General features: G+C 71.5%; 20 protein-coding genes, 1 pseudogene and 1 riboswitch. Of the genes and pseudogenes, 15 read left to right on the forward strand and 6 right to left on the reverse strand.

What is annotated here, in order from left to right:
* Positions 1-92: 92 nt before the first annotated feature.
* A complete protein-coding gene (locus OG611_RS31130; RefSeq protein ID WP_266427754.1) occupies positions 93-1,409 on the reverse strand; it encodes a citrate synthase in 1,317 nt (438 codons plus the stop codon).
* Positions 1,410-1,528: 119 nt separating this feature from the next.
* Here OG611_RS31130 and OG611_RS31135 point away from each other — a divergent pair, with 119 nt between their 5' ends.
* Complete coding sequence (locus OG611_RS31135) at positions 1,529-2,680, forward strand: citrate synthase/methylcitrate synthase (protein WP_266427756.1); 1,152 nt, start codon at positions 1,529-1,531, stop codon at positions 2,678-2,680.
* 21 nt (positions 2,681-2,701) lie between these two features.
* The gene (locus tag OG611_RS31140; protein ID WP_266427758.1) at positions 2,702-3,817 is read left to right on the forward strand and encodes a GTP-binding protein; all 1,116 of its coding nucleotides are present in this window, start codon (positions 2,702-2,704) and stop codon (positions 3,815-3,817) included.
* 30 nt (positions 3,818-3,847) lie between these two features.
* Here OG611_RS31140 and OG611_RS31145 read toward each other — a convergent pair whose 3' ends face one another.
* Positions 3,848-6,298, reverse strand: coding sequence for a DNA topoisomerase (ATP-hydrolyzing) subunit A (locus OG611_RS31145; RefSeq protein ID WP_266427761.1), 2,451 nt, complete (start codon positions 6,296-6,298; stop codon positions 3,848-3,850).
* 270 nt (positions 6,299-6,568) lie between these two features.
* Here OG611_RS31145 and OG611_RS31150 point away from each other — a divergent pair, with 270 nt between their 5' ends.
* From OG611_RS31150 to OG611_RS31165, 4 genes are all read left to right on the forward strand, one after another.
* Positions 6,569-7,951: a pitrilysin family protein gene (locus tag OG611_RS31150; RefSeq protein WP_266427763.1), complete on the forward strand. Its 1,383-nt coding sequence runs from the start codon at positions 6,569-6,571 to the stop codon at positions 7,949-7,951.
* Positions 7,952-7,977: 26 nt separating this feature from the next.
* Positions 7,978-9,360, forward strand: a complete 1,383-nt coding sequence (locus OG611_RS31155) for a pitrilysin family protein (RefSeq protein WP_266431336.1) — start codon at positions 7,978-7,980, stop codon at positions 9,358-9,360.
* Positions 9,361-9,661: 301 nt separating this feature from the next.
* A riboswitch (cyclic di-AMP (ydaO/yuaA leader) is annotated at positions 9,662-9,829 on the forward strand.
* Between the two features lie 12 nt (positions 9,830-9,841).
* Entirely contained in the window at positions 9,842-10,651 is an 810-nt protein-coding gene (locus OG611_RS31160; protein WP_266427765.1) for a M23 family metallopeptidase, read from the forward strand.
* A 225-nt stretch (positions 10,652-10,876) separates the two neighbouring features.
* On the forward strand, positions 10,877-11,590 hold the full coding sequence (locus tag OG611_RS31165; protein WP_266427768.1) for a GntR family transcriptional regulator: 714 nt from the start codon (positions 10,877-10,879) through the stop codon (positions 11,588-11,590).
* Between the two features lie 162 nt (positions 11,591-11,752).
* Here OG611_RS31165 and OG611_RS31170 read toward each other — a convergent pair whose 3' ends face one another.
* Positions 11,753-12,034: an HPr family phosphocarrier protein gene (locus tag OG611_RS31170; RefSeq protein ID WP_266427771.1), complete on the reverse strand. Its 282-nt coding sequence runs from the start codon at positions 12,032-12,034 to the stop codon at positions 11,753-11,755.
* Positions 12,035-12,206: 172 nt separating this feature from the next.
* On the opposite strand from OG611_RS31170, the gene OG611_RS31175 reads away from it, so the two are divergent.
* The 7 genes from OG611_RS31175 (at position 12,207) to OG611_RS31205 (ending at position 20,522) form a co-directional block, all read left to right on the forward strand.
* Positions 12,207-15,110 (forward strand): bifunctional GNAT family N-acetyltransferase/acetate--CoA ligase family protein, encoded by a 2,904-nt coding sequence (locus OG611_RS31175; protein WP_266427774.1) that lies wholly within the window; start codon positions 12,207-12,209, stop codon positions 15,108-15,110.
* Positions 15,111-15,217: 107 nt separating this feature from the next.
* Positions 15,218-15,814: a DUF5998 family protein gene (locus OG611_RS31180; protein WP_266427777.1), complete on the forward strand. Its 597-nt coding sequence runs from the start codon at positions 15,218-15,220 to the stop codon at positions 15,812-15,814.
* Positions 15,814-17,001: an alkaline phosphatase family protein gene (locus OG611_RS31185; RefSeq protein ID WP_266427780.1), complete on the forward strand. Its 1,188-nt coding sequence runs from the start codon at positions 15,814-15,816 to the stop codon at positions 16,999-17,001. Before OG611_RS31180 ends, OG611_RS31185 begins: the two co-directional genes overlap by 1 nt.
* 53 nt (positions 17,002-17,054) lie before the next feature.
* Positions 17,055-17,705 (forward strand): thymidine kinase, encoded by a 651-nt coding sequence (locus tag OG611_RS31190; RefSeq protein ID WP_266427783.1) that lies wholly within the window; start codon positions 17,055-17,057, stop codon positions 17,703-17,705.
* 295 nt (positions 17,706-18,000) lie between these two features.
* Positions 18,001-18,327 (forward strand): nuclear transport factor 2 family protein, encoded by a 327-nt coding sequence (locus tag OG611_RS31195; protein ID WP_266424574.1) that lies wholly within the window; start codon positions 18,001-18,003, stop codon positions 18,325-18,327.
* Positions 18,328-18,452: 125 nt separating this feature from the next.
* Positions 18,453-19,604: an IS630 family transposase gene (locus OG611_RS31200; protein ID WP_266427785.1), complete on the forward strand. Its 1,152-nt coding sequence runs from the start codon at positions 18,453-18,455 to the stop codon at positions 19,602-19,604.
* Positions 19,605-19,649: 45 nt separating this feature from the next.
* Complete coding sequence (locus OG611_RS31205) at positions 19,650-20,522, forward strand: PaaX family transcriptional regulator C-terminal domain-containing protein (protein WP_266427788.1); 873 nt, start codon at positions 19,650-19,652, stop codon at positions 20,520-20,522.
* A gap of 21 nt (positions 20,523-20,543) precedes the next feature.
* On the opposite strand, the pseudogene OG611_RS31210 reads toward OG611_RS31205, so the two are convergent.
* Positions 20,544-20,759 (reverse strand): annotated as a pseudogene (locus OG611_RS31210) (VOC family protein); the annotation flags it as partial.
* On the opposite strand from OG611_RS31210, the gene OG611_RS31215 reads away from it, so the two are divergent.
* Positions 20,751-21,131, forward strand: coding sequence for a PaaX family transcriptional regulator C-terminal domain-containing protein (locus OG611_RS31215; protein WP_266427790.1), 381 nt, complete (start codon positions 20,751-20,753; stop codon positions 21,129-21,131). The pseudogene OG611_RS31210 and the gene OG611_RS31215 overlap by 9 nt on opposite strands.
* Positions 21,132-21,152: 21 nt before the next feature.
* Here the strand turns inward: OG611_RS31215 and OG611_RS31220 are convergent, their stop codons facing one another.
* Positions 21,153-21,929 (reverse strand): VOC family protein, encoded by a 777-nt coding sequence (locus OG611_RS31220; protein WP_266427792.1) that lies wholly within the window; start codon positions 21,927-21,929, stop codon positions 21,153-21,155.
* Between the two features lie 233 nt (positions 21,930-22,162).
* Between OG611_RS31220 and OG611_RS31225 the strand changes: the two genes are divergently transcribed.
* A complete protein-coding gene (locus OG611_RS31225) occupies positions 22,163-22,990 on the forward strand; it encodes a sulfurtransferase (RefSeq protein ID WP_266427794.1) in 828 nt (275 codons plus the stop codon).
* Between the two features lie 133 nt (positions 22,991-23,123).
* Here the strand turns inward: OG611_RS31225 and sepH are convergent, their stop codons facing one another.
* Positions 23,124-24,191: a septation protein SepH gene (sepH, locus tag OG611_RS31230; RefSeq protein ID WP_266427795.1), complete on the reverse strand. Its 1,068-nt coding sequence runs from the start codon at positions 24,189-24,191 to the stop codon at positions 23,124-23,126.
* Between the last annotated feature and the right edge of the window lie 349 nt (positions 24,192-24,540).

Consider the following 24,540-nt stretch of genomic DNA (forward strand, 5'->3'; position numbering starts at 1 on the left):
TTTCCGAAATCCCTCGCGCGGCCGGGCGCTTGAGCGGGCCAGGCCGGGCCCTGCCCGGACGGCAGCCGTGCATCGCACCGCACCGCAACCGTCTATCGCGGCGGGCCACCCGTGGCGGCAGGCAGCGGTTGAGGCGGACGGGGGCCGCCGTACTCGCCGCTGGGACGCATCCGCAGCGGCCGCTCCCCGTACTCCTCCAGGGCATGGGCGATCCAGCCGGCCGTGCGGGACACCGCGAACACCGTCTCGCCGGCCTCCGCCGACATGCCGCAGGAGACCGAGAGCACGGCGAGCGCCAGGTCGACATTGGCGTGCAGAGGAGCGTGCCGGGCCATCGTGGTGACCACGTCGTGTGCCGCGGCGAGCGCCCCGGCCGCCTCCGGCACTCGGTCGAGCAGGGCGAACAGCGCCCGCGCCCGCGGGTCCTCGGAGGTGTAGAGACGGTGGCCGAGTCCGGGCACCCTGCGTCCGGTGCGCAGATGGTCCGCGACCACCGGGGCCGCCGAACCTCGCTCCAGGACCTCGGTCAGCATCCGGTGCGCCAGGCCGCTCGCCGCCCCGTGCAGCGGGCCCTCCAGGACTCCGAGGCCCGCCGAGACCACCGCGTACGGATGGGCGTGGGCGGATGCGGCGACCCTGGCGGCCAGTGTCGACGCCGCGAGGTCGTGGTCGATCAGCAGGGCGAGTGCGGCGTCCAGCGCGGCGACCGACGGCTCATCGGCCGGCCGCGGGGTGAGCTTCGACCACAACTGCCGGGCCAGTCCGGGGCCGACCGGGTCCGAAGGTCCCTCGGTTCCCTCGGCCGCCGACGGTGTGTCCGTGGCCAGGGGCAGTGCACCGACCAGGGTCGGAACGAGGCTCCGCGCGGCGGCGAGCACCGCCTCGCGCGAGAGGTCGAAGCGGAGCGGATCGGCGGTCGCCGCGGCGACCACCGCCACGCGCAACCGGTCCGTCGAGCCGCTGTGCGCGGGCAGCGCGTCGACCGCCCGGCGCGCCGCGGCCAGCGCCTCGGCCGGTGCCGTGAAGTGGACGCCGGGCCGCAGCTCGCCGGTCCAGAGCCACTCGGCGACTTCCTCGTAGGCGTACCGCCGGGCCAGCTCGGTCGCGTCGACGCCACGGAAGTAGTAGCGGTCGCCCTCGATCAGCGTGATGCCGGTACGGAAGACCAGATCACCGGTGGCGGGGGAGGGGGCCTTGCGGCCCGTGCGCCGGACCAGCGCGTCGACCTCCGCGGCGTCGAACGTGCTGCCGCGTCCGCCCGGAGCGCGCCTGCTGCTCAGCTGGCCACGACTGACGTACGCGTACACCGTCTCGGGCTTCACCCCGAGACGCTCGGCCGCCTCCCGGGTGCTGAGCCGCCGCGGAGCCGTCGCCTCCGGGCCGTCGCCGGGCGTTGCTTGATCCTTCATGTCGCCAACCGTATCCATATTGATTCAATCAATGTTGACAGGATTGAATCAATCATAGATGGTCGAAATCAATATCAATGAGACCCGCCGGGACGCTCACGGAGGAAGAGATGCCGACCATGACCAGCGGAACCCCGCTCGATGTACCCCGAGGCCTCGCAGGCGTCGTCGTCACGGACACGGCCCTCGGGGACGTCCGAGGACGCGAGGGCTTCTACCACTACCGGCAGTACTCGGCGATCGAACTGGCACGGACCCGCAGCTTCGAGGACGTCTGGTACCTGATGTTCGAGGGCGCGCTGCCCGACGCCGCGGCCCGTGCCGAATTCGCCGCCCGTACCGCCTCCCTGCGCCGGCTGCCCGCCGAGGTGCGCGAGGCGCTGCCCGCCATAGCGCGGGCGGGAGCCGTCTCCGGGCCCCTGGCCGGTCTGCGCACCGCCCTCTCGCTCCTCGGCGCCTCCGCCGGCTTCCGGCCGGTGTACGACATCGACGCCGACCGGCGCCGCGCCGACGCACTGGCCGCCTGCGCCGCCGTCCCCACCGTGCTCACCGCCCTGCACCGGCTCGGTCAGGGGCTTGAACCGGTCGAGCCGCGCGACGACCTGCCCCATGCGGCCAACTACCTCTACATGCTCACCGGCTCCGTACCGGATGCCGCGCGGGTCAGGGCCGTGGAGCAGTACCTGATCTCCACCATCGACCACGGCTTCAACGCCTCGACGTTCACCGCACGCGTCGTCGCCTCCACGGGCGCCGACATGGCGGCCTGCCTGGTGGCGGCCGTCGGCGCGCTCTCCGGACCGCTGCACGGCGGAGCGCCCAGCCGGGCACTCGACACCCTGGACGCCATCGGCACCCCCGACCGCATCGACGGCTGGATCCGCGAACGAGTGCTCGCCGGCGAACGGATCATGGGCTTCGGACACCCCGTCTACCGCACCGAGGACCCCCGCTCACGGATGCTGCGGGGCATCGCCCAGGGTTTCGGCGGCCCGCTCGTCGACTTCGCCGTCGAGGTCGAGCGCCAGGTCGAGGCGATCCTCGCCGAGCTCAAGCCGGGCCGGGAGCTGCACACCAACGTGGAGTTCTACGCCGGGGTCGTCATGGAGCTGTGCGGGCTGCCGCGCGAGATGTTCACACCGACCTTCTGCGCGGCGAGGGTAGTCGGCTGGAGCGCCAATATCCTGGAGCAGGCGGAGGACTCGAAGATCATCCGCCCGGCGGCCCGTTACGTCGGGACGCCCCCGCCGCAGCCGGTCCCCATGCCCTGAGGTCCCCGAGAGAGGTCCCCGTTGAACCCGTCGTCCCCGCCCCGCAAGCAGCAGATCCCGGTCATCGTCCTTGCGGGGTTCCTGGGATCGGGCAAGACGACGCTGCTCAACCACCTCCTCCGCAACCGTGCGGGGAACCGGATCGGCGTGATCGTCAACGACTTCGGCGCCATCGAGATCGACGCCATGACGGTCTCGGGACAGGTCGGTTCCACGGTCTCGCTGGGCAACGGCTGCCTGTGCTGCGCGGTCGATGCGAGCGAACTCGACACCTTCCTGGAGACGCTGACCGGGCCCGCCGCCCGTCTCGACGTGATCGTCATCGAGGCCAGCGGACTGGCCGAGCCGCAGGAACTCGTGCGCATGCTGCTGGCCAGCGACAATCCGCACATCGTGTACGGGGGACTGGTGGAGGTCGTCGACGCCGCCGAGTTCGACGCCACCCGGGAGCGTCACCCGGAGATCGACCGCCACCTCGCCGTCGCCGACCTCGTCGTGCTGAACAAGACCGACCGGGTCCGGAGCGAGGAACAGACCCGCATCCGGGACGCCGTCGCCGCGGCAGGCGCACCCGCCGGCGGCGCGGCAGCCGTCATCTGTGCCACGTACGGACGTGTCGACCCCGAGCTGCTCTTCGACCCGGCACTGCGGCCGGACAGCGAGGAGAAGGTGCGTCAGCTCACCTTCGAGGATCTGCTCCTGGCGGAGCGGGACGGGGAAGAGGACGGCGCCGGGCACGCGCACCACCTCCACGCCGCCTACGACAGCGTGTCCTTCGCCGCGGATGTCCCCATGAACCCCCGCCGCCTGATGGAGTTCCTCGACTCCCGGCCGCAGGGCCTCTACCGGATCAAGGGGTTCGTCGACTTCGGCGTGGGCGACCGGGCGAACAAGTACGCCCTGCACGCGGCCGGCAGGTTCCTGCGGTTCGACCCGCAGCCCTGGAAGCGCGACGAACCGCGCCGGACCCAGCTGGTGCTGATCGGCTCGGGCATCGCCCCGGAGGCCCTGCACAAGGAGCTGGCCGACTGCCGGGAGAGCGCCGCGCCGGGCCCGGACGCGACGCAGGACGCCGCACATGAACGGAGCATGTGGGGCGTCCTGCGGTACGTACAGAGGCCCGGCGACGACGCGTAGCGCTGCGCCACGCGTCGTCCGGCCGGCCCGCTACACCGGGCCGGCGATCACCGCGACCGGCTTGGCCAGCGGCGTCCCCGAACCGTCGCGCCGGGGGTCGGGCTCGGGCAGCTCGCTCGGCGTGCCGTTCTGCTGCGCGGCGCGGGCAGGCGTCTCGCCCGCCCAGCCGAACACCAGGACGTCCTCCCCCTTGAGGAACCGCTGGCAACGCACACCACCGGTGGCCCGGCCCTTGCGCGGGTACTGGTCGAACGGGGTGAGCTTGCACGTCAGCACCGAGTCGTCCAGCGTGCCGTGCGAGCCCGCGACCGTGAACACCACCGCGTCCACCGCCGGATCCACCGCGGTGAACGAGATCACCTCGGCGTCCGCCGTGAGCTTGACCCCTGCCATGCCACCGGCGGGCCGGCCCTGCGGCCGCACCTGCGCCGCCGGGTAGCGCAGCAGCTGCGCGTCGGACGTGATGAAGACCAGATCCTCCTCGCCGGTCCGCAGCTCGGCGGCGCCGACGATCCGGTCACCGTCCTTGAGGGCGATGACCTCCAGCTCGTCCTTGTTGGCCGGGTAGTCCGGCACCACCCGCTTGACGATTCCCTGAAGCGTGCCGATCGCCAGGCCGGGGGAGGCCTCGTCGAGCGTGGTGAGGCAGATGACGGACTCGTCGTTCTCCAGGGTGAGGAACTCGGCGACCATCGCCCCGCCCGAAAGACTGGGCGCCGCGTGGGTGTCCGGCAGCTGGGGCAGATCGATCACCGAGAGCCGCAGCAGCCGGCCGGTCGACGTTACCACGCCCACGTCGCCACGGGCCGTCGCCGGCACGGCCGACACGATCACATCGTGCTTGGAACGCTTGGCGTCCTCGGCGAGAACGATCGGCTCGTCGTTGGCGGTACGGGCCAGCAGACCGGTCGAGGACAGCAACACCCGGCACGGGTCGTCCGCGACCTCCAGCGGCACCGAGGCGACCTGCGAACCGGCCGACTCCAGCAGCACCGTACGCCGGTCGGTGCCGAACTTCTTGGCGACCGCGGCCAGTTCGGTGGAGACGAGCCTGCGCAGCTCGGTGTCCGATTCGAGGATGGCGGTCAGCTCGTCGATCTCGCTGTTGAGCCGGTCCCGCTCGCTCTCCAGCTCGATCCGGTCAAACCGGGTCAGCCGACGCAGCGGGGTGTCGAGGATGTACTGGGTCTGGGTCTCGCTCAGCGAGAAGTGCTCGATGAGCCGCTCCTTCGCCTGCGCCGAATTGTCACTGGACCGGATGATCCGGATGACCTCGTCGATGTCGATCAGCGCGACGAGCAGGCCCTCGACCAGGTGCAGCCGGTCGCGGCGCTTGCCGCGGCGGAACTCGCTGCGCCGGCGCACCACGTCGAAGCGGTGGTCGAGATAGACCTCCAGGAGCTCCTTGAGCCCCAGCGTGAGCGGCTGTCCGTCGACCAGCGCCACATTGTTGATGCCGAAGGACTCCTCCATCGGCGTCAGTTTGTAGAGCTGCTCCAGAACGGCTTCCGGCACGAAGCCGTTCTTCACCTCGATGACCAGGCGCAGGCCGTGCTCGCGGTCGGTCAGGTCCTTCACGTCCGCGATGCCCTGGAGCTTCTTCGCCGAGACCAGATCCTTGATCTTGGCGATCACCTTCTCCGGGCCGACGGAGAAGGGCAGTTCTGTGACGACCAGGCCCTTGCGGCGGGCCGTCACATTCTCCACCGAGACGGTCGCACGGATCTTGAACGTGCCGCGCCCGCGGGCGTACGCGTCCTTGATGCCGCCCAGGCCCACGATCCGGCCACCGGTGGGCAGATCGGGACCCGGCACGAACCGCATCAGGGTCTCCAGGTCGGCGCCCGGATGCTTGATCAGATGGCGGGCGGCGGCGATGACCTCGCCCAGGTTGTGCGGCGGCATGTTGGTCGCCATGCCGACCGCGATCCCGGACGACCCGTTGACCAGGAGGTTCGGGTACGCGGCGGGGAGTACGGTCGGCTCCGTCTCCTGGCCGTCGTAATTCGACTGGAAAGCGACGGTGTCCTCGTCGATCGACTCCGTCATCAGTGACGTCGCGTCGGCCATCCGGCACTCGGTGTACCGCATGGCGGCCGGCGGGTCGTCGTTTCCGAGCGAGCCGAAGTTGCCGTGGCCGTCGACCAGGGGGAGCCGCATCGAGAACGGCTGCGCCAGACGGACCAGCGCGTCGTAGATCGACGCGTCCCCGTGCGGGTGCAACTTACCCATGACCTCGCCGACGACGCGGGCACACTTCACGAAGCCGCGATCGGGGCGCAGGCCCATCTCGTTCATCTGGTAGACGATGCGGCGGTGCACCGGCTTCATGCCGTCACGGGCGTCGGGCAGGGCCCGTGAGTAGATCACCGAGTACGCGTACTCGAGGAAGGAGCCCTGCATTTCGTCGACGACGTCGATGTCGAGGATCTTCTCCTCGAAGTCGTCCGGCGGCGGGGTCTTCGTGCTGCGGCGGGCCATCGCTGCTGCGACTCCTTCACGGATTCTGTTCGGGCAACCTCAGGTTCTGACGCGGACCATTGTGGACCGCCGCACTGACATCGCCGACCTCGACCCGTCCCAAGAGGCGTTCCAGGCCCCGGTCGGGTCGGTTTTTCGACCCGTCGCGCGGGGGATGCGCCCCTCTTTCACGCGAACTTCCGCGGTATGGGAACTTCGCCAGGTGTCCGTGCGCTTGCTTAAAGTGGCAGGTCTCGCAGGAAATCCAGTATCGCGATCGAAGGGACGTACATGCCCATGGGTCACACGGCCACCGCTCAGGCCGGCTCCGGCGGCTTGACAGCGACCGAGCACCGCCTGGCCAACGGCCTGCGCGTGGTGCTCTCCGAGGACCATCTGACCCCGGTCGCCGCGGTCTGCCTCTGGTACGACGTCGGTTCGCGCCACGAGGTCGAGGGGCGCACCGGTCTGGCTCACCTCTTCGAGCACCTGATGTTCCAGGGATCCGGCCAGGTCAAGGGGAACGGCCACTTCGAGCTGGTGCAGGGGGCCGGCGGTTCGCTCAACGGCACCACCAGCTTCGAGCGCACCAACTACTTCGAGACCATGCCCACGCACCAGCTTGAGCTGGCCCTGTGGCTCGAGGCCGACCGCATGGGCTCGCTGCTCGCCGCGCTCGACGAAGAGTCCATGGAGAACCAGCGCGACGTCGTCAAGAACGAGCGCCGCCAGCGCTACGACAACGTCCCGTACGGCACGGCGTTCGAGAAGCTCACGGCGCTGGCCTACCCCGAGGGCCACCCGTACCACCACACCCCGATCGGCTCGATGGCCGACCTGGACGCCGCGACCCTCGAGGACGCCCGCACCTTCTTCCGTACGTACTACGCGCCCAACAACGCGGTGCTCTCGGTCGTCGGCGACATCGACCCCGAGCAGACCCTCGCCTGGATCGAGAAGTACTTCGGCTCCATCCCGTCCCACGACGGCAAGCAGCCGCCGCGCGACGGCGCGCTCCCCGAGATCATCGGCGAGCAGCTGCGCGAGGAAGTGCACGAGGAGGTTCCGGCGCGGGCGCTGATGGCCGCCTACCGGCTGCCGCACGACGGCACCCGCGAGTGCGACGCTGCGGACCTCGCGTTGACCGTGCTCGGCGGCGGCGAGTCGTCGCGGCTGCACAACCGCCTGGTCCGCCGTGACCGTACGGCCGTGGCGGCCGGGTTCGGGCTGCTGCGGCTGGCCGGTGCGCCGTCGCTCGGCTGGCTGGACGTCAAGACGTCCGGCGGCGTCGAGGTGCCGCAGATCGAGACCGCGGTCGACGAGGAGCTCGCCCGGTTCGCCGCCGAGGGCCCCACGGCCGAGGAAATGGAGCGCGCGCAGGCCCAGTTGGAGCGCGAGTGGCTGGACCGGCTCGGCACGGTCGCCGGCCGCGCCGACGAACTGTGCCGGTTCGCCGTGCTGTTCGGCGACCCGCAGCTCGCCCTGACCGCCGTGCAGCGGGTGCTCGACATCACCGCGGAGGAGGTCCAGGCGGCCGCCAAGGCCCAGCTGCGCCCCGACAACCGCGCGGTGCTGGTCTACGAGCCGGTCGAATCGACCGAGCCCGCGGACGCAGCGGACACCGACGAGACCGACGCCGACGACACCGACGCGCACGAAGGAGCGGACAAGTGACCGACGCTGCCGCGACTGGAGTTTCGATGCAGTACCACCCGCAGCCGGCCCCCGGCGTCGCCCGCCCCTGGGCTTTCCCCGCGCCGGAGCGCGGCGCCCTGCCCAACGGCCTCACGGTCCTGCGCTGCCACCGCCCCGGTCAGCAGGTCGTGGCGGTCGAGATCTTCATCGACGCCCCGCTGGACGCCGAGCCCGAGGGCCTCGACGGTGTGGCCACGATCATGTCGCGGGCGCTGTCGGAGGGCACGGACAAGCACACCGCGGAGGAGTTCGCCGCCGAGCTGGAGCGCTGCGGCGCCACCCTCGACGCGCACGCCGACCACCCCGGACTCCGGGTCTCCCTGGAGGTCCCGGCCTCCCGGCTGGCCAAGGCGCTCGCGCTGGTCGCCGAGGCGCTGCGGGCGCCCGCCTTCGCCGACAGCGAGATCGAGCGGCTGGTGCGCAACCGGCTCGACGAGATCCCGCACGAGCAGGCCAACCCGGCCCGGCGCGCCGCCAAGCAGCTCTCCAAGGAGCTCTTCCCGGCCGCGGCGCGCATGTCGCGCCCGCGCCAGGGCACCGAGGAGACGGTGGAGCGGATCGACTCGGCGGCCGTGCGTGCCTTCTTCGACGCCCACGTCCGGCCGTCCGCGGCGACCGCCGTGGTCGTGGGAGACCTCACCGGCATCGACCTGGACGCCCTGCTCGCCGACACCCTCGGCGACTGGTCGGGAGAGGCCGCCGAGCCCCGTCCCGCCCCGCCGATCACCGCCGACGACACCGGGCGGGTGGTGATCGTCGACCGTCCGGGCGCGGTGCAGACGCAGCTGCTGATCGGCCGGATCGGCGCCGACCGGCATGACAGCGTGTGGCCGGCCCAGGTGCTCGGCACGTACTGCCTGGGTGGCACGCTCACTTCCCGTCTCGACCGTGTGCTGCGCGAGGAGAAGGGCTACACGTACGGCGTCCGGGCCTTCGCCCAGGTGCTGCGGTCGTCGGCCCCGGACTCCGCCTCGGGCGCGACCGGCGCCGCGATGCTGGCCATCAGCGGCTCCGTGGACACGGAGTCCACCGAACCGGCGCTCAAGGACCTGTGGACGGTCCTGCGGACGCTGGCGGCCGAGGGCCTGACCGACGAGGAGCGCGAGACGGCCGTGCAGAACCTCGTTGGTGTCGCACCCCTGAAGTTCGAGACGGCGGCCTCCGTCGCGGGCACCCTCGCCGACCAGGTGGAGCAGCACCTCCCCGACGACTATCAGGCGCACCTGTACGCCCGGCTCGCGGAGACCGGCACGGTCGAGGCGACCGCGGCGGTCGTCAACGCCTTCCCGGGTGACCGGCTGGTCACGATCCTCGTCGGCGACGCGGCACGGATCGAGGAGCCCGTCCGGGCTCTGGGCATCGGAGAAGTGTCGGTGGTCACCGGCTGACGACCGCCCGCCGGACCGACCGCCCCGCCGTGGCCGTCCGCCTGGTCGGCCGCCCAGCCGTGGCCGTCCTGTCGGACAGCCAGTCCGGATATCCGGTATATCGCCACATATCGAGACAAGGGAAGGACTCGGCGAGCGATATCTCGCCGGAGCCTTCCCTTTTGTCCGTTCTGATGGGGAGGTTGCCTGTCCGCCCTGTGGGATGCGCTACAAAACGTCCTGTCCGTTTGGTGAATGAAAGCGACCCCGCTTAGCGTCGGCTCGACTGCCCGTCACTCGTATGCCGCATCCGCGACGTACCGGACAGTCATCGCCGAGTCCCCGTCAGGCGCGAGCCCGGGGAGCCGGGGACCCATGTAGTCCCTGGGGTGAATCGGATGCCTGAGCCTCGATGGGGCCGGGGCGTCCGTAGGAGACCTTCCTGCTCCGAACCCGTCAGCTAACCCGGTAGGCGAGAAGGAAGGAAAGGATCAGCCACTTCATGGCGTTCACCCGTGCCACCGGGAAGCACCGTGCCCCGAGCCGACTGACGCGCAGGAGCGCGAATGTCGTCGGCGTCGCGGCTCTGGCCACCACCGGCGTCATCGGCGGCATGGCCGCTCCGGCCCTCGCCGCCGACTCCGAGGCCCTCTCCGCCAGCGACACCGGCCTCAACCAGGTCATCGCCATCGACAAGACCCTCGCCGACCGGATCGACGCCCAGGCCGACGCGCAGCAGCACCAGGCCGACGTCGCGGCGAAGGCGAAGGCGGAGGCCCAGCGGAAGGCCGAGGCCAAGAAGAAGGCCGAGGCGAAGGCCAAGGCCGAGGCCGACGCGAAGCGCGCCGCCGAGGCCCGTGCCGAGAAAGCGCGTGCCGCCCGGTCCGCCGAGCGCACCCGGCTGGGCTCCTTCCAGCTCCCGGTCGCCGGTTCGTACGTCACCACCGGTTACAAGTCCAGCGGCTCGCTCTGGTCCTCCGGCAGCCACTCGGGCATCGACTTCCACGCCGCGTCCGGCAGCTCCGTCGTCGCCGTCGGCGCCGGTACGGTCGTCGAGGCCGGCTGGGGCGGCGCGTACGGCAACAACATCGTGCTCCGGATGACGGACGGCACGTACACGCAGTACGGACACCTCTCCTCGATCGGCGTCTCCGTCGGCCAGGGCGTCGGCGCGGGCCAGCAGATCGGCCTCTCCGGCTCGACCGGCAACTCCACCGGGCCGCACCTCCACTTCGAGGCCCGGACGACGCCGTCGTACGGCTCCGACATGGACCCGGTCGCGTATCTGCGCGCCCACGGCGTCAGCGTCTGACCGACGCCCCACCGCAGCACCTCGTCGAAGGCCCCGGCAGCATGCCGGGGCCTTCGGCATGCCGGCCGTGTGCCCGCGGACGCCGACCGCCCGTCGAACCGCTCCGTGGCCAAAAGATATTCATGAATTTCTGCCCGGCGTCGGAAATGTGGCCGCATTGCAATAGAGTCGCAGAACAGGCGTCGGTCGGCCGCGTTTCGCGGGGATTAAGGCGGAGGTTCGGGCATGCGCATTCCGGCGCATTCGGTATGTACGGCAATCCGTGACGACATCGTCTCCGGTGTCTTCGAACGCGGCAGCCGTCTCACGGAGGAGTTGCTGGCACGCCGTTACGGGGTCTCCCGCGTTCCGGTACGGGAAGCGCTGCGCACCCTGGAGTCCGAGGGCTTCGTGGTCACCCGCCGGCACGCGGGTGCCTGTGTCGCCGAGCCCACCGAGCTGGAGGCGGCCGACCTGTTGGAGGTCCGGATGCTGCTGGAGCCGCTGGGTGCCGCACGCGCCGCGCAACGCCGCACCGAGGCGCACCTCAAGGTGCTGCGCGGTCTCGTGCGGCTCGGTCAGGACCGGGCCAGGCGGGGCGAGAGCGGGGATCTGCGCTCGCTGGGCGGCTGGTTCCACGAGACGCTGGCGCAGGCCTCCGGCAGCCCCGGCCTGATCGCGTTGCTCACCCAGCTGCGACACAAGATCGCCTGGATGTACGCGGTCGAGCAGCCGGCCGGGCCGGTGGATTTCTGGGCCGAGCACGGTGCCATCGTGGACGCGGTGGCGCGCGGCGACGCGGAACGGGCCAGGGCGCTGGCCGCCCATCACGCGGAACGGGCCGCCGCCGCGCACCGGCTGCGCCGGACCGACCGGCCGGACCGGCGGCCCGCCGCTCCCGGCGCCGGGCGCGTGAGGACCTCGCAACATTCCGTAAACACCGCAGGCGTCCGGCATTAATAATTACGCCGTATACAAAGAGGAGCGATTTCGCGGGGACATTCCGGCCTGCCTGAAATTGGCGTGCCGGAATTTCGTGTGCTCCTCCGGGCGGTCCGTTCCGTGAAAAAGAAAGAGCCGCGGCTCCGGTTCAGGGTGCCGCGGCTCTCTCGGGAAATTGTTTCAGACGGTCTCCGGGAGCTCCTCGAGCCCCTCGGCGACCAGCTTCGCGAGACGGTCCAGGGCGGCTTCGGAGTCGTCGGCCTCGGAGGCGAGCACGATCTCCTCGCCACCCTGCGCGCCGAGGCCGAGGACCGCGAGCATGGAGGCGGCGTTCACCGGGTTGCCGTCGGCCCTGGAGATCGTCACGGGGACGCCGGAAGCCGTGGCGGCACGGACGAAGATGGAAGCGGGGCGGGCGTGCAGGCCCTCGACCCAACCGACGTTGACGCGGCGCTCAGCCATGGTTCTGCCCTTCACGAATCAACAGTTGTCTAGACCAGTCTCTCACGCGGTGCGCAGTGCTCCGGCCGACCCGGGGAACGCCCGCAGCGCCTGGTGAACCGCCGATCGGCCCTCTCAGACTGCCCCGGCCCCGAGACCTACGCGACCGCTGGCGGAGCCGTAGTCTTTGCCCATGCAGCCCGCGCCGGAGCAGAGTCCGCATCACGCCTATCCCGACCACTGGGAAGCGGACGTGGTGCTCCGCGACGGAGGCACCGCGCGCATCAGGCCCATCACCACGGACGACGCCGAACGGCTGGTCAGCTTCTACGAGCAGGTCTCCGACGAGTCGAAGTACTACCGGTTCTTCGCCCCGTACCCCCGGCTGTCCGACCGGGATGTGCACCGCTTCACCCATCACGACTACGTCGACCGGGTGGGTCTCGCCGTCACGGTCGGCGGCGAGTTCATCGCGACCGTCCGCTACGACCGGATCGACGAGCGCGGCAGGCCCGCCTCCGCACCCGCCGACGAGGCCGAGGTCGCCTTCCTCGTCCAGGACGCGCACCAGGGCCGGGGCGTCGCCTCGGCGCTCCTCGAACACATCGCGGCCGTCGCCCGCGAGCGCGGCATCCGCCGCTTCGCCGCCGAGGTGCTGCCCGCCAACAACAAGATGATCAAGGTGTTCCGGGATGCCGGATACACCCAGCAGCGCAGCTTCGAGGACGGCTCCGTCCATCTCACCCTGGACCTCGAACCGACCGCCGAGTCCCTTGCCGTCCAGCGCGGCCGTGAGCAGCGGGCGGAGGCGCGGTCCGTACAACGTCTGCTGGCCCCCGGCTCCGTCGCCGTCATCGGTGTCGGCCGGACCCCCGGCGGCGTCGGCCGCACGGTCCTGCGCAACCTCCTCGGGGCCGGCTTCACCGGACGTGCGTACGCCGTGAACCGCGCCTTCGCCGCCGACCGGACCACGGTCGACGGCGTCCCCGCCCACCGCTCGATCGGCGAGATCGGCGAACCGGTCGACCTCGCGGTCGTCGCCGTCCCCGCCGACCGGGTTCCGGAAGCCGTCGCGGACTGCGGCGAGCACGGCGTCCAGGGTCTGGTCGTCCTCTCCGCCGGATACGCCGAATGGGGCGCCGAGGGCCGGGAACGGCAGCGTGAACTGGTCCGTCAGGCCCGCTCGTACGGAATGCGGATCATCGGCCCGAACGCCTTCGGCCTCATCAACAACGCAGAAACGGTTCGGCTGAACGCCTCGCTCGCCCCCGAGCCGCCCGCCCCCGGGCGCATCGGCCTCTTCACCCAGTCCGGAGCGATCGGCATCGCGCTGCTCTCCGGGCTCTACCGGCGCGGTGCGGGCCTGTCCACCTTCATCTCCGCGGGCAACCGCGCCGACATCTCGGGCAACGACTTCCTCCAGTACTGGTACGAGGACCCCGACACCGATGTCGCCCTGCTGTACCTCGAATCGCTCGGCAACCCCCGCAAGTTCACCCGCCTCGCGCGGCGCACCGCGGCGGTGAAGCCGGTGGTCGTGGTGAAGGGCGCCCGGCACAGCGGCTCCACTCCGCCCGGCCACGCGGTGCCGATCAGCCGGATCCCGGACGCGACGGTCTCGGCGCTCATGCGGCAGGCGGGCGTGATCCGGGTCGACACGGTGACGGAGATGGTCGACGCGGGTCTCCTCCTCGCAGATCAGCCGCTGCCGGCCGGCCCCAGGGTCGCGATCCTCGGCAACTCCGAATCGCTCGGCCTCCTCACGTACGACGCCTGCCTCGCCGAGGGGCTGCGCCCGCGCCCGCCCCTCGACCTCACCACCGCCGCCACCCCGCAGGACTTCAGGAACGCCCTGGCCGCGGCCCTCGCCGACGACGGCTGCGACTCGGTTGTCGTGACGGCGATCCCGTGGGTGGGCGAGGACGGCGAGGCGGAAGCGGGCGACGGAGAGGTGCTCGCGGCGGCGCTCCACACGGCCGCCGCCGCAGGTCCGGCCAAGCCGGTGGCCGTCGTGCATGTCGAGATCGGCGGGCTGGCGGAGGCCCTCGCCGCGGCCACCAGCACGGTCGCGCAGCCGCGCCCCTCTGCGCAGCCCTCCTCGGCCCCGGCCGCGCCCCCCACACGCACCGGAGCCGCCAATCCGGCCGACCCCGGCCCGGCGCCCGCCTCCTCGGCATCCGCAGCCCCCCTCGCGGGCGACGGCGCCCCGGGCACCCGCAACGGCCGGATCCCCGCCTATCCCGCGGCCGAACGGGCGGTGCGGGCCCTGGCCGAGGCGGTGCGGTACGCGCAGTGGCGACGCCAGGCCGCCGTGCCCGGCAAGGTGCCCGAGTTCCTCGACGACACCATCGACGAGCCGGGCGCCGCCGAGCTCATCGACACCCTTCTCGGCCCCGACCCCGACCCGCGGGGCCGGCCGCTCGCACACGAGGAGGCCCGCGAACTCCTGTGCCGCTACGGCATCACCGTACGGCCGACGTTCCCGGCGCCCGACCCGGACGCCGCCGTCGCCGCGGCGCAGTCGCTCGGCTACCCCGTGGCGCTCAAGACCACCGCGCCGCATCTGCGCCACCGGGCCGATCTCGGCGGAGTCCGGCTGGACCTCGCCAATGAGACCGCGCTGCGCCGGGCGTACGGCGAGCTGACCGACCTGCTCGGCAAGCCCGCCGAACTCCAGCCCGTCGTCCAGGCCATGGCGCCGCGCGGCGTCGACACCGTCGTACGGGCCTCGATCGACCCGGCGGCGGGCGCCGTCCTCTCCTTCGGGCTCGCGGGCGCGCCCTCCGAACTCCTCGGCGACACCGCCCACCGCCTCGTTCCGGCCACCGACCGCGACGCCGCCGAGCTGATCCGGTCCATCCGGGCGGCCCCGGTGCTGTTCGGCTGGCGCGGCGCGGCGCCCGTGGACACCGCGTCGCTCGAAGAGCTGCTGCTACGGGTCTCCCGGCTGGTCGACGACCACCCCGAGGTGGTTTCCATCGCCCTGGAACCGGTCGTGGTCGCCACCCAGGGGCTGACCGTCCTCGGCGCGAGCGTCCGCCTCTCGCCGCCCCCGGCCCGCACCGATCTCGGCCCCCGCCGCCTCCCCAACTACTGACCCCGACGGTGTCCGCCCCGGCCCGGACGCCGTCCTGCCCGAGGGTCCCGGTCCGCCCTGCCGCGCAACGTCCCCGGCAGTCATCCGCCCCCCGTAGGATGGTCCTCATGGCTAAGACCGGTACGACGACCCAGGGGCTGCGCGCGGCGATCGAGCGCAGTGGCTACTACCCGGCCCTCGTGGCCGAGGCGGTGGAGGCCGCCGTGGGCGGTGAGCCGGTCGCTTCGTACCTGGTGCACCAGGAGACCACGTTCGACTCCAACGAGGTGCGCCGCCACGTCACGGTCCTGGTCCTGACGGACAACCGTTTCATCGTCAGTCACACCGACGAGCAGAACGCCGACACCAGCTCCCCGACCCCGTACGCCACCACCTCCACGGAGTCCGTCAAGCTCGACCGGATCTCGTCGGTGGTGGTCAGCCGTGTCGTGGCCAATCCCGAGAAGTACGTGCCGGGCACGCTGCCCCGCGAGGTCGTCCTCACCATCGGCTGGGGCGCGGTCTCCCGGATCGACCTGGAGCCGGCCGCCTGCGGCGACCCCAACTGCGAGGCCGATCACGGCTACACCGGAAACTCCACCGCCGACGACCTGAGCCTGCGGGTCAGCGAGGCCGGCGACGGCCCGGACACCGTGCGCCAGACCCTCGCCTTCGCCCAGGCGCTCTCCGAGGCCACGGCCGCGACCGCGGCGACCGGCCGCTGATGGTTCAGCCGGCCTGGCAGGAGCCCGATCTGCTCGCCGTCGGGAGCGCCCCGGTCCCGGAGTACGGCAGCGGATCGCTCGCCGACCTGCTGCCCACGCTCGTCGCCGGACAGGGCGTGCCGGGCTTCGCCGCGGCGATCCCCGAACTCACCCCCGCCGACCGGAACTGCGTGTTCCTGATCGACGGCCTCGGCTGGGAGCAGATCAAGGCCCACCCCGACGAGGCACCGTTTCTGCACTCCCTGCTCCCCACCTCGCGCGGCGGCACCGGCCGTCCGATAACGGCGGGCTTCCCGGCCACCACGGCCACCTCGCTGGCCTCCGTGGGGACGGGGCTTCCGCCCGGGGAGCACGGCCTGCCCGGCTACATGGCACGCAATCCGGAGACCGGCGAGCTGATGAACCAGCTCCGCTGGAAGCCCTGGACCTCCCCGAAGGTCTGGCAGCCGTACCCCACCGTCTTCAAGCTCGCCGACGCGGCGGGCGTGCGTACCGCCCAGGTCTCCGCCCCCGCCTTCGAGCAGACTCCGCTCACCAAGGTCGCGCTCAGCGGCGGCTCGTTCCTGGGCCGGCTGTCCGGCGAGGAACGGATGGACACCGCCGCCGAACGGCTCGCCGCGGGCGACCGGTCGCTCGTCTACACGTACTACAGCGAGGTCGACGGCAAGGGGCATCGCTTCGGTGTGGACTCCGACGCCTGGCGCGGACAGCTGATGTACGTGGACGGACTGGCACGGCGCCTGGCCGAACAGCTCCCGCCCCGCTCGGCGCTGTACATCACCGCCGACCACGGCATGATCGACATCCCGTTCGACGAGCAGTCCCGGATCGACTTCGACGAGGACTGGGAGCTGCGCGCGGGCGTCGCCCTGCTCGGCGGCGAGGGCCGGGCCCGCCATGTGTACGCCGTCCCGGGAGCCGAGAACGACGTGCTGACCGTCTGGCAGGAAGTGCTCGGCGAGCAGTTCTGGGTGGCGAGCAGGGACGAGGCGATCGCGGCCGGCTGGTTCGGCCCGAAGATCGACGAACGGGTGCGCGGCAGGATCGGCGACGTCGTCGCGGCGGCCCACGACGACGTGGTGATCACCGCCTCCCTCAATGAGCCGCACGAGTCCGCGATGGTCGGCATGCACGGCTCGATGACCCCCGTCGAGCAGCTCGTCCCGCTCCTCGAAGTACGCTCGTAACCGCGGTTTTCCGCCAACAGTCGCTTCCCCGCCCGAAAGGTGCTCAGTTCCTCATGCCCGAGCTTGTGTTCTTCTCCGGAACGATGGACTGCGGAAAGAGCACGCTGGCGCTGCAGATCGGCCACAACCGTTCGGCACGAGGCCTGCAAGGCGTGATCTTCACCCGTGACGACCGGGCGGGGGAGGGCAAGCTCTCCTCGCGTCTGGGACTGGTCACCGAGGCCGTCGAGGCCGATGAGGGCATGGATCTGTACGCCCATCTCGTCGACCGGATAAGCCGGGGCGGCCGGGCGGACTACGTGATCGTGGACGAGGCGCAGTTCCTGGCACCCGTCCAGATCGACCAGCTCGCACGCATCGTCGACGACCTCGACATGGACGTCTTCGCGTTCGGCATCACCACCGACTTCCGGACCAAGCTGTTCCCCGGTTCCCAGCGGCTGATCGAGCTCGCCGACCGGGTCGAGACGCTCCAGGTCGAAGCGCTCTGCTGGTGCGGCGCACGGGCCACGCACAACGCCCGGACGGTCGGCGGCGAGATGGTCGTCGAGGGTGCCCAGGTGGTCGTGGGAGACGTCAACCAGCAGGCGGGCGAGGTCGGTTACGAGGTGCTGTGCCGGCGCCACCACCAGCGCAGGACGACCAGTGCGAGCGCCCGTGCGGGCGCGCTGTCGCCGGACGTGCTGCCCGTCACCTCCGTCTGAACCCGCCCCGTCGGCGCCCCCGCGAGGCTGCTTAGTGGTCGGCTTTGGAAGTCCTTCGGGGGTTGACATGCGGTCAGGTCGAGTGGGCGGTGGGGACGAGGTGCAGACCGCACATGCAGTCCAGTGCGTGCTCGGGGGAACCGTCGAAGCTGACGGTGGGCGGTCGGCTGGCCTGGGGTGGGGGTGACTGCAGGCAGATGCCGAACGGGAGGTCGTGCGAGGTGTGAATGTGCCGATCGGCAGGTAGTCCCGGTCTTCCCTGGACGAGCGAGGGAACACTCTGCATGATCAACTGGTGACCACCCCAGAGACCATCGTCGAACGCCAGCTCGCCGCCTACAACAGCCATGACCTCGAAGCCTTCGCGGCGACGTACGCCCCCGACGTCTGCATCAACCGCCGCAGCGGCGACCGCCTGCTCGGGCGCGACGCCGTGCGGGAGGCGTACGCCGACATGTTCGCCAAGGGCCGCTGCCGGGCCGAGATCGTCGGCCGACTCACCGAGGGCGACTGGGTGGTGGACCACGAGATCGCCCACGGCATCACGGACGACCCCCTCCGCGTGCTGGTCGCCTACCGGGTCCGCGACGGCCTGATCGACCACGTCGACTTCCTCGGCTGACTGCCGGACCTCCCTGATCAGGTGCCCTTGAGCGCGTCGCGGACGGCATGCGGCGCAGGGTGCTTGACCGTCCTGAATGATCTTTCCGAGATTGGCCGTTGTCCTCCATGCCTGTGGCCCGAGCCGTGGCTCTTACCTTGACCGTCTCCGAGCGCCGCCGGTTGAAAACGATGGCCTACGGTCGCAAGACCGAATATCAGGCCAGGCAGCGGGCATCGATCGTACTACTGGCGGCACGGGGGCGCTCCAACGCGCGTATCGCCCACGAGACGGGCCTGCACCTGGACACGGTTCGTGTCTGGCGCGGCCGGTTCGCCCACGGCGGGCTGCCGGCCCTGGCCGACCGCAAGCGCTCCGGGCGCCCCGCCCACTTCACCCCCGTACAGGTCGCCGAGGCCAAGGCGCTGGCCTGCCAGTTACCCGCCGAGACCGGCGTGCCGCTGTCGCAGTGGTCCTGCCCGGAGCTGGCCGCCGAGCTGACCACAAGCGGGATCACCGACACCGTCTCCGCGTCCACGGTGCGCCGCTGGCTGCGCGAAGACGCGCTCAAGCCCTGGCAGTACCGGTCCTGGATCTTCATCCGCGACCCGGACTTCCGCGCCAAGGCCCAGCGCGTCCTGGACCTGTACGCCCGCACGTTCGAGGGCTTCCCGCTGGGCGAGGACCAGTACGTCGTCTCCAGCGACGAGAAGACCTCCATCCAGGCCCGCTGCCGCTGCCATCCGACCCTGGCCCCCAGCCAGGCCCGGGCGATGCGCGTCAACCACGAGTACGGCCGCGGCGGAGCGCTGGCCTACCTCGCCGCCTACGACGTCCACCGCGCCCAGGTGTTCGGCCGCTGCGAGCCGAAGACCGGCATCGTGCCCTTCATGAACCTGGTCACCCAGGTCATGACCACGGAGCCCTACGCCAGCGCCAGACGCGTCTTCTGGATCGTCGACAACGGCTCCTCCCACCGGGGGCAGAAGGCCATTGACCGTCTGACCACAGCTTTTCCGAACGCGGTCATGATCCACACCCCCGTACACGCCTCCTGGACGAACCAGATCGAGATCTTCTTCTCCATCGTCCAACGCAAGGTCGTCTCACCCAACGACTTCACGGACCTGACCCAGGTCCGGAACCGGCTCCGAGCGTTCGAAGGCCGCTACAACGCCACGGCACAGCCATTCCAGTGGAAGTTCACCACCTCCGACCTGGACAATCTGCTGGCCCGGCTCGACCGACACACACCCGCCGACCGACAAGAAGAATCCTCCGTCGCGCTGGCAGCCTGATCAACCCCCGACGGACTTCCGGAGCTGACCACTTAGGATGACGCTGTGAACACGGTGAGCGGGGAAGAGACCGGGTCCGGACCGGGCCCGCTGGGCAAGGTGCAGCCCAGACAGCTGATCGTGACCGTCTACGGGCTGTACGCACGCGACACCGACGGCTGGATGTCGGTGGCCTCACTGATCCAGCTGCTCGCCGACCTCGACGTCGAGGCACCGACCGTACGCTCCTGCGTGTCCCGGCTGAAGCGGGCCGGACTGCTGGAGGCCCAGTCGGTGTCCGGAGCGGCCGGATACCGGATCTCACCCGAGACCGAGCGGATACTGCGCGACGGCGATCCGCGCATCTTCGCAGCCCGGCGGGCCACCGTGGACGAGGGCTGGGTGCTGGTCGTCTTCTCGGTGCCCGAGTCCGAACGCGCCAAGCGGCACACCCTGCGCACCCAGCTCACCCGGCTCGGCTTCGGTTCCGTGTCGGCCGGCGTGTGGATCGCTCCGGGACATGTGCACGACGAGGCGGAGTCCATGCTGGCCAGGCACGGACTGCGCTCGTACGCCGACCTCTTCCGGGCCGACTACCTGTCGGCCGGCGGGGGCGACGGAGACGAACTCGCCGCGAAGGTCCGCTCCTGGTGGGACACCGCCCGGCTCCAGCGGCTGTACGTCGAATTCCTCGCCGCGCACCGTCCGGTGGCCGAGCGGATCGCGAACGGCACCGCGGTGACGGACCGCCAGGCGTTCACGGCGTACATCGGGGTCCTCACCGACTGGCGCCGGCTCGTCTACCTCGATCCCGGTGTCGCGCGTGAGCTGCTGCCCGGCGAATGGAGCGGGACGCACGCCTCCGAGCTCTTCGACGAGATGCATGCCCGGCTGGCCGGCCCCGCCCATCGGCATGTCGAACGGGTCCGGGCACGCTGACGTTCCCCGCTGCCGGGCCGCTCAGCGAGGGTCCGACCGGACGATCGTGAACACCGCGCCCTCCGGGTCCGCCACGGTCGCCACCCGGCCGCTCGACCCCTCCCGGGGCGGCTGCAGGATGTAACCGCCGAGCTCCACCACACGCCGGGCCGCCTCGTCGGTGTCGGCGACCTCGAAGTACGTCATCCAGTGCGGACCGCGGTCGCGCGGCAGGGCGTGGCCGACGCCGTGCAGCGCTCGTATGCCGACCTCTTCCGGGCCGACTACCTGTCGGCCGACGGGGGCGACGGAGACGAACTCGCCGCGAAGGTCCGCTCCTGGTGGGACACCGCCCGGCTCCAGCGGCTGTACGTCGAATTCCTCGCCGCGCACCGTCCGGCGGCCGAGCGGATCGCGAACGGCACCGCGGTGACGGACCGCCAGGCGTTCACGGCGTACATCGGGGTCCTCACCGACTGGCGCCGGCTCGTCTACCTCGATCCCGGTGTCGCGCGTGAGCTGCTGCCCGGCGAATGGAGCGGGACGCACGCCTCCGAGCTCTTCGACGAGATGCATGCCCGGCTGGCCGGCCCCGCCCATCGGCATGTCGAACGGGTCCGGGCACGCTGACGTTCCCCGCTGCCGGGCCGCTCAGCGAGGGTCCGACCGGACGATCGTGAACACCGCGCCCTCCGGGTCCGCCACGGTCGCCACCCGGCCGCTCGACCCCTCCCGGGGCGGCTGCAGGACGTAACCGCCGAGCTCCACCACACGCCGGGCCGCCTCGTCGGTGTCGGCGACCTCGAAGTACGTCATCCAGTGCGGACCGCGGTCGCGCGGCAGGGCGTGGCCGACGCCGTGCAGCGAGGCCACCGGGCGGCCCGCCAGATGCAGGGTCTGGTAGTCGAAGTCGGCCGAGACGACAGCCTCCGCCTCGTAGCCGAAAACCGTCTGGTAGAACTTGCAGACCGTCGCGGTCTCGCGGGTCACCAGCTCGTTCCAGACCGGTGTGCCGGGAGCCCCGGCGAGCGCCGTGCCGACATGCGCGGCGGCCTGCCAGACCCCGAAGACCGCACCGCTGGGGTCGGAGGCGAGGGCGAGCCGGCCCGCCTCGCCCGCGTCGAGCGGCCCCACGGCGACCGTGCCGCCGCAGGACCGGATGGTCTCCGCCGTGAGATCCGCGTCGTCGGTGGCCAGATAGGTCGTCCAGGCGACCGGCAGGTGCCGGTCGGGCGGCAGCTGTCCGATGCCCGCCACCACTTTCCCGTCGATCAGCGCCCGGACGTACGGACCCAGCTGGTCCGGACCCGGCACGAATTCCCAGCCGAACAGGTCGGCGTAGAAGTCCTGGGTCGCGCTCAGGCCGTGCACGATCAGACTCACCCAGCAAGGTGTTCCGGGCGTACGCGGGGCGGCAGCCTCGGTCATCGTCACTCTCTCCTCGGACCATCGGGGTGGCCGTACGGGGGGAACGGGGCCGGCGTGCCGCCATGCGGTACGGGATGTGTACGCCCCGTGCAGATGTTTGCACCACCCGGCGCACGAAGTGCTCCGGCCGCGCCGCACTTTCCGGGATCTCGACCATGGGAGACCGGTTTAGTGTGGTATGTCCGTTGCGACGGTGTTACGGGTGGGGTGGCTCCTGCGCGAGGATGGCACCCATGAAGCCCATCATCACCGCATCCGAATACGCGAGCGAGTCGGCGGGGCCACGTCCGCCGGTGCTCCTCGACGTACGTTGGCAACTGGGTGGCCCGCACGGGCGACCCGACTACGAGACCGGGCACATTCCTGGTGCGGTATTTGTCGATCTGGACGCGGAACTCGCAGGTCCGGCAGGCAGCGGCGGCCGTCACCCACTGCCCGATCCGGAGGTGTTCGGGGCGGTGATGCGCCGGGCCGGCGTCTCCCGGGAAACCCCGGTGGTCGTGTACGACGGTGGCCTGGGCTGGGCGGCCGCGCGCGCCTGGTGGCTGCTGCGCTGGACGGGGCACCCGGACGTCCGGGTCCTGGACGGCGGTCTCGCCGCCTGGCGGGGTGAACTCCAGAAGGAGGCCCCGGCCCCGGCCGAGGGCGACTTCCGGCCCGTTCCCGGTGCGCTGGCTCTGCTGGACGCGGACGGGGCGGCGGCGCTGGCCCGCTCGGGTCTGCTGCTCGATGCCCGTGCCGCCGAGCGCTACCGGGGCGATGTGGAGCCGATCGACCGGGTGGGCGGCCACATCCCGGGCGCCGTCTCGGCCCCGACCTCCGGGAACACGGGTGACGACGGCCGGTTCCTGGCCGCGGAGGTGCTGGCGGAGCGCTTCAGGGGGCTCGGCGCCGACCGGGCGGCTGAGATCGGCGTCTACTGCGGCTCCGGGGTCTCCGGCGCCCATGAGGTGCTGGCCCTGGCCGTCGCCGGCATCCCCGCGGCGCTGTACGCGGGCTCCTGGTCCGAGTGGTCCGGCGACGAGTCCCGCCCGGTCGCCACGGGGCCCGAGCCCCAGTAACGGAACGCGCGCCGACCGCACCGACCGGCATCGCGGCCCCCGGCCCCGTAAGCGCGAGGCGCGGCGGACGCGCACGGCACGAGGGCCCGCACGCAGTGGCGTACGGGCCCTCGTCATGCCGTGGTCACCCCGCTCAGTCCTGTTTCTTGCGGCGTGTGCCGAAGACGATCTCGTCCCAGGTCGGTACGGCGGCCCGGCGGCCCGGCCGGACGCCGTCCGCCTCGGCCTGGCGGTCCGTCGTACCGGTCAGCCGGTCGCGATGACCGGCCACCGCCCGCGGCATCAGCACATCCGCATAGGCGGAACCGGCGCCCGCGGAGGCTGCCGCGGCCGGCGGTTCGTCGGCCCCCGGCTCCTGCGCGGCGGGCTCGATCGCGGGCGGCTCGGGCGGAGCCGGCCGCTCCGGCACCACCATGTCGCCGCGGAAACTCGGCACCGCCTCCAGCAGGCTGGTCAGCGAGTCGCGCTCACCGGCCGAGACGGACGCGATGTGCTCCTCGGGCTCGGGCGGGGGCGGCGGGGCCGTGGGCCGCTCCATCTGGCGGTCCAGGGCGCGGTCCAGCGGCCGGTCGCGCGGCAGCCGGGCGATCCGGGGCACGAACGGGAAGCTCGGCTCCGGCGCGGCGACATCGTCGGTCTCGCCGATCAGCGAACGCGCCTCGTCGTCCACGGCCTGGACCAGCCGGCGCGGCGGGTCGTACGTCCAGCTCGCCGAGTGCGGCTCGCCCGCGACGCGGTAGACCAGCAGGACCTCCCAGGTGCCGTCGTCCCGGCGCCAGGAATCCCACTGGACGGTCTCCTTGTCGGCGCCGCGCAGCAGCAGCCGCTCCTGCACCGCCTCGCCGAGCTGGGGGCCGGTGTTCTCGCCGGGACGGCGCACGGGAGTCTTCCGGGCCCGCTCGGCCATGAAGGCGCGCTCCGCGAGCACGGGGCCCTCGAAGCGGCGGACACGGTCGACGGGGATCCCGGCGAACTGGGCGACCTCCTCCGCGGAGGCACCGGCTCGTATCCGCGCCTGGATGTCGCGGGGGCGGAGGTGGCTCTCCACCTCGATCTCGATCTGGCCGAGCCGCGCGCGGTCGTTACGCACGGCGGCTCGCAGCCGCTCGTCGATGGGAAGCGTGTACTCCGTGCTGTCCGCAGCCTTGAGCACCAGTCGTGTGCCGTCGTTGGAGACGGCCACGACACGCAGTTCGGGCATGGGGACCTCCCGGGTGGTGCCTGCCGACGTCACGTGCGTCGCTGCTTCCGCTAGTCGAGTGTGGCCTGCCCGGGTGCAGCCTGCCACAACATTGCCGTGTTGCCCGGCGTGTCGGGCGTGAGCCCTTGATCGCCGGTATGACACGGTGACCTATTCTGCAACAGAAAGTGACCGTTGGTCACCTCATGTAGCCAGTCCCCGTGCGATGCCGTGGCGCCGCCGGATCGAGTGCCTCCTTCGGCCCCCTCCCGAAGATCCCGGACACCCGCACGGGAGTCCGGCCCCAGGGCTCGCCACAGTACTCCATTCGGGCCACGAGGGTGGACCGCCGCGCCGCCGAAGTTCTCGT

The organism is Streptomyces sp. NBC_01363 (assembly GCF_026340595.1).
Classification (GTDB): Bacteria; Actinomycetota; Actinomycetes; order Streptomycetales; family Streptomycetaceae; genus Streptomyces.